Annotated in this window: 13 protein-coding genes and 1 pseudogene; 8 read left to right on the forward strand and 6 right to left on the reverse strand. The window is 68.3% G+C overall.

Features of this window, described 5'->3' with window-relative positions:
* The 5 genes from RDU12_RS06415 to pnp form a co-directional block, all read left to right on the forward strand.
* The coding region (locus RDU12_RS06415) for a DUF2459 domain-containing protein (protein ID WP_308684300.1) at positions 1-410 on the forward strand (410 nt) is incomplete at its 5' end.
* A 60-nt stretch (positions 411-470) separates the two neighbouring features.
* Positions 471-914 carry a 30S ribosome-binding factor RbfA gene (rbfA, locus tag RDU12_RS06420; RefSeq protein WP_308684301.1) on the forward strand — a complete coding sequence of 148 codons (444 nt, stop codon included), beginning with the start codon at positions 471-473 and terminating at the stop codon, positions 912-914.
* The gene (gene truB, locus RDU12_RS06425) at positions 914-1,846 is read left to right on the forward strand and encodes a tRNA pseudouridine(55) synthase TruB (RefSeq protein WP_300292012.1); all 933 of its coding nucleotides are present in this window, start codon (positions 914-916) and stop codon (positions 1,844-1,846) included. Before rbfA ends, truB begins: the two co-directional genes overlap by 1 nt.
* Before the next feature lie 10 nt (positions 1,847-1,856).
* Complete coding sequence (gene rpsO / locus RDU12_RS06430) at positions 1,857-2,126, forward strand: 30S ribosomal protein S15 (RefSeq protein WP_300292015.1); 270 nt, start codon at positions 1,857-1,859, stop codon at positions 2,124-2,126.
* A gap of 251 nt (positions 2,127-2,377) precedes the next feature.
* On the forward strand, positions 2,378-4,606 hold the full coding sequence (gene pnp / locus RDU12_RS06435; RefSeq protein WP_308684302.1) for a polyribonucleotide nucleotidyltransferase: 2,229 nt from the start codon (positions 2,378-2,380) through the stop codon (positions 4,604-4,606).
* A gap of 58 nt (positions 4,607-4,664) precedes the next feature.
* Here the strand turns inward: pnp and RDU12_RS06440 are convergent, their stop codons facing one another.
* The 4 genes from RDU12_RS06440 to RDU12_RS06455 form a co-directional block, all read right to left on the reverse strand.
* Positions 4,665-5,429 carry a potassium channel family protein gene (locus RDU12_RS06440; protein ID WP_300292857.1) on the reverse strand — a complete coding sequence of 255 codons (765 nt, stop codon included), beginning with the start codon at positions 5,427-5,429 and terminating at the stop codon, positions 4,665-4,667.
* A 116-nt stretch (positions 5,430-5,545) separates the two neighbouring features.
* Entirely contained in the window at positions 5,546-5,899 is a 354-nt protein-coding gene (locus tag RDU12_RS06445; protein WP_300292856.1) for a DsrE/DsrF/TusD sulfur relay family protein, read from the reverse strand.
* Positions 5,900-6,068: 169 nt separating this feature from the next.
* A complete protein-coding gene (locus RDU12_RS06450; RefSeq protein ID WP_300292854.1) occupies positions 6,069-6,623 on the reverse strand; it encodes an ActR/PrrA/RegA family redox response regulator transcription factor in 555 nt (184 codons plus the stop codon).
* Between the two features lie 70 nt (positions 6,624-6,693).
* Positions 6,694-8,190 (reverse strand): ActS/PrrB/RegB family redox-sensitive histidine kinase, encoded by a 1,497-nt coding sequence (locus RDU12_RS06455; protein ID WP_308684303.1) that lies wholly within the window; start codon positions 8,188-8,190, stop codon positions 6,694-6,696.
* A gap of 53 nt (positions 8,191-8,243) precedes the next feature.
* Between RDU12_RS06455 and RDU12_RS06460 the strand changes: the two genes are divergently transcribed.
* Entirely contained in the window at positions 8,244-8,867 is a 624-nt protein-coding gene (locus tag RDU12_RS06460) for an SCO family protein (protein WP_300293239.1), read from the forward strand.
* 21 nt (positions 8,868-8,888) lie between these two features.
* Here the strand turns inward: RDU12_RS06460 and RDU12_RS06465 are convergent, their stop codons facing one another.
* Positions 8,889-9,257 (reverse strand): DUF6768 family protein, encoded by a 369-nt coding sequence (locus tag RDU12_RS06465; RefSeq protein ID WP_308684304.1) that lies wholly within the window; start codon positions 9,255-9,257, stop codon positions 8,889-8,891.
* Positions 9,257-9,808, reverse strand: coding sequence for an RNA polymerase sigma factor (locus RDU12_RS06470; protein ID WP_308684305.1), 552 nt, complete (start codon positions 9,806-9,808; stop codon positions 9,257-9,259). The genes RDU12_RS06465 and RDU12_RS06470 overlap by 1 nt, the downstream gene beginning before the upstream one ends.
* Positions 9,809-10,020: 212 nt before the next feature.
* Here RDU12_RS06470 and RDU12_RS06475 point away from each other — a divergent pair, with 212 nt between their 5' ends.
* Entirely contained in the window at positions 10,021-11,301 is a 1,281-nt protein-coding gene (locus RDU12_RS06475) for a polyhydroxyalkanoate depolymerase (protein WP_300293183.1), read from the forward strand.
* Positions 11,267-11,584: pseudogene (locus RDU12_RS06480) on the forward strand (hypothetical protein); the annotation flags it as partial. The gene RDU12_RS06475 and the pseudogene RDU12_RS06480, both read left to right, overlap by 35 nt.

The raw sequence follows: 11,584 nt of genomic DNA on the forward strand, positions 1-11,584 counted from the left end.
GGAAGAAGGCCCGCGCTCCATCCGGCAGGCGGGCCTTCTTCCGCCCCGGCAACGACTCGGTGATCATGCTCGACCCGGCCCAGCGCGATCCCCACGCCCTGTTCCCCGGCGACGGCCGCCGCAGCTTCCGGGTCAGCCCCGCCGGCTTCGCGTCCATGGCCGCCCATATCGAGCGTTCGCTGGACGTTTCGTCCGGCGCGCCGCGCATCGCCGCCGCGCGCGAGGGGGACGACGCCCGCTTCTTCGCCAGCCGCGAGACCTTCTCGATCGTCCGCCTGTGCAATCACTGGACGGCGGGGGTGCTCAACGCGGCGGGCCTGCCGGTGCGGCCGTTCCGCTCGATCGTCTCGTCCGAGCTGATGGCGGCCATCGACCGGGCCGAATTGGACAGCGCGCCGTCGGGGGACTAGACCGCCGGGCTTCGCTTTTCGAGCCGGGTCCGAGCCCCGGCGGGCGACGAGGACAGTGACATGAGCAGCCGCAAACCCAATCCGAAAGCCGGGACCGTCAGCCAGCGCCAGCTGCGCGCGTCGGAAATGATCCGCCACGCCCTTGTCGAGGTGATGCGCGAGAACGAGATCCGCGACCCGGCCCTGGTCGGCGTCTCGGTGACCGTCACCGAGGTGCGGCTGTCGCCCGACCTCAAGCACGCCACCTGTTTCGTCGAGCCGCTGGGCGCCGGAGTCGATGCGACCGATGTCGGCGCCCACGTCGACGAGATCGTCAAGGCGCTGAACGCCCACGCCAAATTCCTGCGCGGGGCGCTGGGGCGGCATATCGACATGCGTTTCACCCCCGACCTGCGCTTCCGCCACGACGTCAGCTTCGCGGCGGCCGAGCGGCTGAACCGGCTGCTGGACGATCCGCGGGTCCAGGCCGACGTCTTCAAGCCCCTGTCCGACGACGACGCCTGATGGCGCGCAAGAAGCGCGGCGAGGTCGTCAACGGCTGGGTCTGCCTCGACAAGCCGCTGGAGATGGGCTCGACCGAGGCCGTGTCGAAGGTGCGGCGACTGTTCAACGCCCAGAAGGCCGGGCATGCCGGGACCCTGGATCCGCTGGCCTCGGGCATATTGCCGATCGCGCTCGGCGAGGCGACCAAGACCGTGCCGTTCATGATGGACGCCGAGAAGGTCTATCGTTTCACTATCAACTGGGGCGTCTCGACCGACAGTCTCGACCGCGAGGGCGAGATCACGGCCCGGTCCGATGTGCGGCCCTCCGTGGAGGCCGTGCGCGCCGCCCTGCCGGCGTTCGTCGGCGAGATCGATCAGGTCCCGCCGCAGTATTCCGCCATCAAGGTCGACGGCCAGCGGGCCTATGACCTGGCCCGCGAGGGGGCCGAATTCGAACTGGCCTCGCGCCGGGTGACCATTCACGAGGCGGCGGTCACCGACGCGCCGGACGCCGACCACGTCGAGATCACCATGCGCACGGGCAAGGGCGTCTATGTGCGCTCCCTGGCGCGCGACCTGGCGGTCATGCTGGGGGCAGAGGGACACGTTTCGGCCCTGCGCCGCGAACGGGTCGGGCCGTTCTCGACAGAAAACGCCGTCACACTGGATTTCCTGACCGATCTGGTGCATAGGGACGCCGCCTCGGAAGGCTTGCTTCCCGTCGCGACCGCCCTGGACGACATCCCGGAGCTGGCCGTGACGGATCAAGACGCCTTCTCGCTTCGGCAGGGACGGCCGATCGTTCTGCTCCCCAGACAGGTCGAAACGTTGAAGAGCCGCCTTCGGGAGGGCTCCAGAACCGTTTCAGCCTTTCAGGGCCAGACCCTCGTCGCTCTCGGTCAGTTGCGGGCCGGCCGGCTAGAACCCGACCGCGTATTTCACCTCCAGTAGGAGCTCCCCGATGTCGATTACTGCTGAACGCAAACACGAAGTCATCGCCGACAACGCCCGCACCGAGGGCGACACCGGTTCGGCCGAGGTCCAGGTCGCGATCCTCTCGGAACGCATCGCCAACCTCACCGAGCACTTCAAGACCCACAAGAAGGACAACCACTCGCGCCGCGGCCTGCTCAAGATGGTCTCGCAGCGTCGTCGCCTTCTTGACCACCTGTCGAAGGTCGATCGCGAGCGCTACACGGCGCTGATCGCCAAGCTGAACCTGCGCCGCTAAGGCGAAGGAGACGAGCGGAAAGAGTTTTTCGAGGCGCGGGCGTCATGTCCGCGCCTCGTTCCGCATCCAGAACCACCCGCGCGCCGCGGTGTTATCCGGCGCATGACGCGAGGGCTGAAACCGGTCCTCAACCACTCCCGGGTCTGTCGCGATGGCGCGGCGGCCCATGGACCGAAGGACTGAACGCCCGACGCTCCACCCACTGATGGGACCCCGCGTGGAATCCGCCCGCGGGATACGAAAGACGAAACATGTTCGATATCAAACGCAAGACGATCGACTGGGCCGGACGCCCGTTGACGCTGGAAACCGGCCGCATCGCCCGTCAGGCCGACGGCGCCGTTCTGGCCACCTATGGCGAGACCGTGGTCCTGGCCACCGTGGTCTACGGCCGCGCGCCCAAGCCGGGCCTGGATTTCTTCCCGCTGACCGTCAACTACCAGGAAAAGACCTTCGCCGCCGGCAAGATCCCGGGCGGCTATTTCAAGCGTGAAGGCCGTCCGACCGAGAAGGAGACCCTCGTCTCCCGCCTGATCGACCGCCCGATCCGCCCGCTGTTCGTCAAGGGCTTCAAGAACGAGACCCAGGTCGTCGTCACCGTCCTCCAGCATGACATGGAGAACGACCCCGACGTGCTCGGCATGATCGCCGCCTCGGCCGCCCTGACCATCTCGGGCGTGCCCTTCATGGGCCCGATCGGCTGCGCCCGCGTCGGCTATATCGAGGGCGAATACGTCCTCAACCCGACCCTCGACCAGATGCCTGACAGCCAGCTCGACCTCGTCGTCGCCGGCACCCAGGACGCCCTGATGATGGTCGAATCCGAAGCCAAGGAGCTGTCGGAAGAGGTCATGCTGAACGCCCTGATGTTCGCGCATCGCGGCATGCAGCCGGTGATCGACGCAATCATCGACCTGGCCGAACACGCCGCCAAGGAGCCGTTCGACTTCCAGGCCGACGACGTCTCGGACATCGTCGCCTCGATCCAGAAGCTGGTCGGCGAGGACATCAAGGCCGCCTACACCCACGTCGGCAAATACGACCGTCGCTCGGGCGTGGACACGGCCAAGAAGAAGGCCGCCGAGAAGCTGGTGAAGACCGACGAGAACCCGGACGGCGTCGACGCCTCCAAATTCTCGACCGCCTTCAAGGAATGCGAAGCCCACGTCCTGCGTCGCGACATCATCGACAACGGCCACCGCGTCGACGGCCGCGCCCTCGACAAGGTCCGCGACATCGTCTCGGAAGTCGGCATCTTCCCGCGCACCCACGGCTCGGCCCTGTTCACCCGCGGCGAGACCCAGGCCATCGTCGTCGCCACCCTCGGCACCGGCGAGGACGAGCAGTACGTCGACGCCCTGGCGGGGACGTACAAAGAGAAGTTCCTGCTGCACTACAACTTCCCTCCCTATTCGGTCGGCGAGACCGGCCGGATGGGCGGCGCGGGCCGTCGGGAAATCGGTCACGGCAAGCTGGCCTGGCGGGCGATCCGTCCGATGCTGCCGTCGTCGGAAGACTTCCCCTACACCATCCGTCTGGTGTCGGAGATCACCGAGTCCAACGGCTCCTCCTCGATGGCCACGGTCTGTGGTTCGTCGCTGGCTCTGATGGACGCCGGCGTGCCGCTGGTTCGCCCGGTCTCGGGCATCGCCATGGGCCTGATCCTCGAGCCGTCGGGCGAGTTCGCCATCCTGTCCGACATCCTGGGTGACGAAGATCACCTCGGCGACATGGACTTCAAGGTGGCCGGCACGCGCGAAGGCATCACCAGCCTGCAGATGGACATCAAGGTCGCCGGCATCACCGAAGAGATCATGCGCAAGGCCATCGCCCAGGCTTCGGCCGGCCGCCTGCATATCCTCGACGAGATGGACAAGGCCATCGACGGCGCCCGCACCGAGCTGGGCGAGTTCGCGCCCAAGATCGAGCAGATCAAGGTTCCGACCGACAAGATCCGCGACATCATCGGCACCGGCGGCAAGATCATCCGCGAGATCGTCGAAAAGACCGGCGCCAAGATCAACATCGAGGACGACGGCACGGTGAAGATCGCCGCCTCCGAGCAGGAGAAGATCGACGCCGCCAAGGCCTGGATCTCGTCGATCGTGTCCGAGCCCGAGCCCGGCATGATCTACTCCGGCAAGGTCGTGAAGGTCGTCGACTTCGGCGCCTTCGTGAACTTCTTCGGCGCCAAGGACGGCCTGGTCCACGTGTCCCAGATCGCCCTGGAGCGCGTCGCCAACCCGGCCGACGTCCTGACCGAAGGCCAGGAGGTCAAGGTCAAGTTCCTCGGCATGGACGACCGCGGCAAGACCAAGCTGTCGATGAAGGTTGTCGATCAGGTGACCGGCGAGGACATCACCGACAAGATCAACGCCGAACGCGCCGAACGCGGCGAGCCCCCGCTGTCCGACGACACCGGCGGCCGTCCCAAGCGTGAAGGCGGCGGCGACCGAGATCGCGGCCGCAGCCGCCGCTAAACGGCGGCGTCACGTCTGAACTGAAGAAGGCCCCGGTGGAAACGCCGGGGCCTTTTCTTCAGCGATCCATGCGGGCGAGCTGGAGGCGAAGGGCGCGGATCTCGCCCGCCAGTCGGTCCAGATCCGCGCTGCCGGCAACCGACGCCTCGGGCGCCTCGGCGTCGCGACCGATGAAGAAGCTGGCGAAACTGGCGGTGATATAGCCGAACACCGCCAGGCCGTAGACCGAGAGCAGGAGCGCGAGAATTCGCCCCGCGGCCGTCACCGGCCAGAAATCGGATCCGATGCTGGTGATCAGCATCGCCGTCCACCACAGCGCATGGGCGTAGGAGGCGAAACCGCCCTCCACCTCTCCCGCCGGTTCGAAACTGACCATTCCGGCGGCGCCCAGGAAGACGATCAGGGCGGTCAATCCGGCGACATAGCCGAACCGCCGGCGTCGCAGCGTGGCGCGGAGCGCCTTCATGCTGCGGTTGGCGGCGCCGACGATCTTGATGAGCCGCGCGCCGCGCAGGGCGCGGGCCGCACGGAGGACCCGCACGGCCCTGAACACCCGCAACGCGGGGAGCGCCAGCGCGATGATGGTGAGCCAATTGTTGCGCAGGAACGGCAGTTTCTCGGGGGCGAGGAAGAAGCGGACGGCGAATTCCGCCAGAAAGACGATCCAGATGATCAGGCCGAAGGTGGTGAGCAGGCCCCGCTCGCCCCCCGCCAGTTCGGCGACCACGATCAACAGCCAGATGAGGCTGAGCGCCGCCATCGGCATCCTCAGCCAGTCGTCGAGATCCTCGAGCACCCCCCACCGTTCGGCCGCCGATGTCATCTGACTCTCCCTCGTGTTGTCAGCCCAACGTCGGTGAAGCGGGCTTCGCTCCTGCAGCCTTCCTCAAATCAGGGGGCGTTCTCCAGGCGTCAGGCCGGCATCACACTCGACCCGGCTCAGAACACCAGAACCTTGTCGGCGGCCAATATGGAGTCCCCGAGTTCGTCCATGGTGCTGCGTCGGGCGCCGTCCATGGCGTCGTCATCGGTCATGCCCCGCGCATCCATGCAGGTTCCGCACAGCAGCACCGCTCCCTTGCCGACGGCCACGCGCCTGAGCATGCGCTCCATGTTGTAATAGCCGTCCGGCGTCTTCTGCCCCTTGCGCGCGGCGATCACGGAATCGGCCATCAGAAACACGGTGACCTCGGCCTCCGGGTCCTTCTTGAGGAGAGTGTGGGCGATGCGCAGCGCGTTGTAGCAACGCTCTGTGCCGTAGGGCGGATCGTTCAGGATCAACAGCGTCTTCATGGCGGTCTCCATCGTCGAGAGCCCCGGCACGCAAGGGCGCAGGCGATCACCCTAAGCACATAGCTCGCTCACGTCCGAATCCGCCCGCCCTATCCCGTTTCAGGGCGAGGACCGGGCGTCCGAGGTTTTTGTCGGATCGAACGATCCTCCGTGTCGGCGAGCCTGAACCCTACCGCGGCGCCCGCTTGGCCAGGATCCGCTGCAGCGTCCGCCGGTGCATGCCCAGCCGCCGCGCCGTTTCCGAGACATTGTGGTCGCACAGCTCGTAGACGCGCTGGATATGCTCCCAGCGCACCCGGTCGGCGCTCATCGGATTGTCGGGCGGTTCGGGGGCCTCGCCGGTCATCAGCAGGGCCTTGACCACGTCATCGGCGTCGGCCGGCTTTTGCAGATAGTCGACCGCCCCGGCCTTGACCGCCGCCACCGCCGTGGCGATGGCGCCGTAGCCGGTCAGCATGACGATGCGGGCGTCCTCGCGCCGCTCGCGGATGGCCTCGACCACCTTCAGGCCGTTGCCGTCCTCCAGCCGCATGTCCAGCACGGCGAAGGCCGGAACCGAGGTGCGCAGCGCCTCCCGGGCCTCGGCCAGGGAGGCCGCGGTCGTCACCTCGAAGCCGCGGCTTTCCAGCGCCCGTCCCAGACGGGTGCGCAGGGCGTTGTCGTCGTCCAGCAGCAGCAGGGTCCTGTCGGGCAGGGCGGCGATCCGGGCTTCGGTCTCGGGCATCAGGCGTCTCCAGCAGGCTCAGGTCGGTAACGATACGTCGGCGGTCAAGGTTCAGACGAAGGGTGCGACATCACGACGGGACCTCCAGCGCGGGCCGCGGCCAGCGGACCGCGACCCGGGCCCCTTTCGGTTGGCCCCTGGCGGGCGTGGGGCCGCCATCGCCGGCGCCGACGTAGACCCTGCCCCCGGTCCGCTCCAGCAGGGTGCGGGCGATGAAGAATCCCAGGCCCATGCCGCCCTGGCTGGGGGCGATGGTTTCCGGCTCGGGGGCGGGCGGGGTCTTCTTGCCCTTGCGGCCCTTGCGGCCGGGCGCGGCGGCGGCCACCGAGGCGGCGATCTGGGCCGCAAGGGCGCGTCGGGCCTTGCCCTGCGGGCGGCTGGTCACATAGGGCTCGCCCAGCCGGGGCAGGATGTCGGGCGGGATGCCGGGGCCGTCGTCGACGACCTCGATCTCGATGAAGCCGGCGTCGACGATCGCCTGCACCCGCACCCGGCTGTTGGCGAAGTCGGCGGCGTTCTCGACCAGGGTCGACAGGCCGTGCACGACCTCGGGCAGGCGGCGCACGCGCGGCGCGGCCTCGCCCGACGCGGTCCGCACCTTCACCTCGAAGGCCAGGTCGAAGCCCCGGTGCGGCTCGACCACCTCTTCCAGCAGCGCCTTCAGCCCGACCTCGGCAAAGGCGGAATCGCCTTCCTCCGGCTGCTGCGACAGCTGTTTCAGAATGTCCCGGCAGCGCTCGGCCTGCTGCAGGATCAGGGCCGCGTCCTCCGCCGCCGGCCCGTCCTTTACGGAAGCGCGCAGCAGTTCGCGCGCCACCACCTGGATGGTGGCCAGCGGCGTGCCGAGCTCATGCGCGGCCGCCGCCGCCAGACCCCCCAGGGCCGCCAGCCGTTGTTCGCGCTGCAACACGTCCTGGGTGGTGGCGAGGGCCAGTTCCAGCTTCTCGGCGTCGGCCGCCACGCGCCAGGCGTAGGCGGCGGTGAAGACCACGCCGGTAATCAGCGCCAGACCGGTGCCGAAGCGATACAGCGGCGGCAGCTCAAGCTCGGTTCCGGCCTGCCACGGCAGGGGCATGGCGAAGAAGAACAGTCCGACGGCGGCGGCCAGCACCATCAGCCCCATCAGCACCGCCTGCCGGGCCGGAAGAGACGCCGCGGCCACCGTCACCGGGGCCACCAGCAGCAGGCAGAACGGGTTCTGCAGGCCGCCGGTCAGGGCCAGCAGGATCGACAGCTGCAGGATGTCGAAACCCAGATGCGCCGCCGTCAGCGTGCCGTCCGGCGTCGAGCCTTCGTTGCGCCTGAGCCGCGCCGTGGCGTTCAGGTTCATCGCCACGCTGGCGGCGATCGCGGCCAGGCAGCCCCACAGCGGCAGGTCGAAATGGAACCATGCGACGGCCACGAAGATGGTGGCGCTCTGGCCGGCGATGGCCAGCCAACGCAGGATGACCAGCGTCCTGAGCGACAGGCCCCGGCTACGAGGCGACAGGTTGCGCCAGCCGCTGAAGCGGCCGCCGCCATCGGCGTCGACGAACTGCGACGACAGGGGGTCTTGGGTCGGGCTCACGCCTCTTCTATAGACCAGCCGCGCCCGCATGGCGCGTCTTGCCCGGAGCCGAGATGCCGCGCCGTTCCATTCTGCTGTTCGCCGCCGCCTGCGCCGTCATCGCCGCGGCCCTGATCGCCGTGACGCTGGTCCTGGTCAACCGTTCACCGGCCGGCGTGCAGCCGGGCCAGGTCGTCTCGAGCGGCCAGGCCGATATCGGCGGCCCGTTCCAGTTGGTCGACCACGACGGCCGGCCGGTCGACCAGTCGATGCTGGAGGGCAAGTGGTCGCTGGTCTTCTTCGGCTTCACCTACTGCCCGGACTATTGCCCGACCACGCTGCAGCTGCTGGACGCGACGAAGCAGCGGCTGGGCGACAAGGCCGACGATCTGCAGATCGTCTTCATCAGCATCGACCCGGAGCGCGACACCCCGCAGGCGTTGAAGGACTATCTGTCGTCCGACGGCTTTCCCGAGGGCGTCATCGGCCTGACCGGCACGCCTGAGCAGGTCAGGGCCGCCGCCGACGCCTACAAGGCCTTCTACCAGAAGGTCGGGGAGGGCGAGGACTACACGATGAACCACAGCCTGACCGTCTATCTGATGGGGCCGGACGGGACGTTCCGCACCGCCGTGGCCGAGGAACTGGGTCCTGAAAAGTCCGCCTCGGTGATCGAACAGGCCATGGCGCGCGGCTAACGGCGCCATGGCCCGGCCCGGTCAGACCTTGCGGCCCAGGGCGATCTGAAGCTCGAGCCGCTTCAGTTCGCGCATCAGCCGATTGGCCTGCAGCTCCGGCATCATCGCCAGCTTGATGATCAGCGACGCCAGAACCAGCACGGCGGAGGGCAAGCCCCAGTGCAGCGCTGACAGGGCCGTCTCGGCCTCGAAGAAGCGCCACCCCGCCCAGATGGCGGCGACGAACAGCACGATCTGCGTCACCATCATCACGATGTTGACCCAACCGTTCGGCCCGCCGAGCAGGCCGAAGGCCTGGTTGAAGAAGCCCGGCTCGCGGGCCGTTTCGCGGAACAGGGCCTGTTCCTCGCCCTGAAGGGCTTCCTCGATCATCCGGTCGATATCCTGCATCACGCGTCTCCTTCCAGCACCGCGCGCAGCTTGCGGCGGGCATGCATCAGGCGGGTTTTCACCGTGCCCGCCGGCACGTTCAGGGCGATCGCGACCTCCGCGACGCCCAGATCCTCGAGATAGAACAGGGCGATGGCCGCCCTCTGATCCGGCGGCAGACCGGTCAGCGCCGCCCGCAGCCGCGCCATGGCGGGGACGTCGCCCTCTTCCGGCGCCGAGAAGGCCTCGGCCGGTTCCGCCGCGGCCGCGGCCGCGAGGGCCCGGCCGCGTTGCAGCCGACCGATCTGCCGGGCGCAGCGGCGCGACACGATCTGATAGGCCCAGGCGGGGAAGGCGCGTTCGTCGCGCAGACGGCCGAGGCCGCGCACGATCTCGACCCAGCCCTCCTGGGCTGCCTCGCGCGCCAGGTCGACGTCGCCGGTCAGCCGCCAGGCGTGGGCGACCAGCCTGCCCTGCCAGCGCCGCGCCAGCAGGTCGAACGCCTTGCGATCCCCGATGCGCGCAGACGCGACCAGGTATTCGTCAAGAAGCTGCTCCTTGGTCCTCGCCATCGCGCCCGCATCCCTCGTTGAATGAGAGGTGCCGACATCTCGGGGTCCGGTTCAATGAATTCGTACAACCCCTCGCCGGGCGGCGTCGGCTCGGTAGGGCGGAGCCTTGCGGCCGGGCCCCAACAACAATGTGATCAAAGATAATCTTTTTGCAGTGCGGCGCGTTCTATGCTGCCCTGCCATATACCGGCGGGGGCCGTCTCAGGACACGCATGCTGTATTCGCTTCACGAGCTCGCCTACCATTCGGCGACGCCGTTCCGGATCGGGGCCCAGGCCGCCCGTCAGTTCTGGAGTTCTCCGTTCAACCCGGCCGCCGACACCGCCCTGGCGCGCACCGCCGTGGCCTCGGCCGGGCTGTTCGAGAGCGTCACCCGCCGCTACGGCAAGCCGGCCTGGGGGCTGGAGACGGTCACCATCGACGAGCGCCCGGTCCGCACCACCGAACAGGTGGTCTGGTCGTCGCCCTGGTGCCGGCTGGTGCGCTTCGCCCGCCACATCGGCGACCTGAAGCGGGCCGGAAAGCCGACCGCGGCGCCCGCGGTGCTGATCGTCGCCCCGCTGTCGGGCCACTACGCCACCCTGCTGCGCGGCACGGTCGAGGGCTTCCTGCAGGACCACGACGTCTATGTCACCGACTGGGTCAACGCCCGTCAGGTGCCGATGCTGGAGGGGCGGTTCGATTTCTTCGATTACATCGACCACGTGCGGACCATGCTCGGCGTGATCGGGCCCAGGGCCCATGTGGTCGGCGTGTGCCAGCCGGGGCCGCCGGTGCTGGCCGCCTGCGCCCTGATGGCCGAGGACGAGGACCCGAACCGGCCCGCCTCCATGACCTTCATGGGCTCGCCGATCGACGCGCGCCTGTCGCCGACCGTGACCAACGAACTGGCCGAGGAAAAGCCCTTCGCCTGGTTCAGGTCCAACATGATCCACACCGCGCCGTGGCCCTATCCGGGCTTCGGGCGGCGGGTCTATCCGGGCTTCGTGCAGCTCTACAGCTTCATGTCGATGAACGAGGAAAGGCACATCGACGCGCATCACGAGTATTTCCAGCACCTGGTCAACGGCGACGGCGACGGGGTCGAGAAGCACGAGCAGTTCTACGACGAATATCTGTCGGTGCTGGACCTGACCGAGGAATTCTACCTCCAGACCATCGACATCGTGTTCCAGCAGCATCTGCTGCCGCGCGGCCTGCTGGAGCACCGCGGGCGCAAGGTCGATCTGACGACGATCACGGACATCGGTCTGATGACCGTGGAGGGGGCGAAGGACGACATTTCGGGCGTCGGTCAGACACAGGCGGCGCACGGCCTGTGCACGTCCCTGACGGACGACCGGCGCACCCTGTACGTCCACCCGGAGGTCGGCCACTACGGCGTCTTCAACGGCCGCCGCTTCCGCGACGACATCTATCCGCGGGTGCGCGACTTCATCGCGAAGAACGAGGCGATCTGTGCAGTACCGGAACGGCCAGCGGCTGCCGCCTGACGCCGTCGGCGTCCCGGCCCGGTTGTCGGTCAATCCGCGCGCGCGGCGGCTGTCGATCCGCATAGACGGCCGCGCCGGCGAGGCGGTGCTGGTCGCGCCGTCCGAACGCGGCCTGGCCCAGGTCGTGGCCTTCGCCCGCACCAAGTCCGACTGGATGCGCCAGCGGCTGGCCCAGAGGCCGCAGGGCGCGCCGCTCGAACCTCAGCGCGTCGAGCACCAGCGTGCCCGTCGGCTTCTTGCGCATCAGCACGCGGTCGCCGGGCTTGATCATCTGCAGGTGCTG

The sequence above is a fragment of the Brevundimonas sp. genome, from assembly GCF_031082345.1.
GTDB lineage: Bacteria > Pseudomonadota > Alphaproteobacteria > Caulobacterales > Caulobacteraceae > Brevundimonas.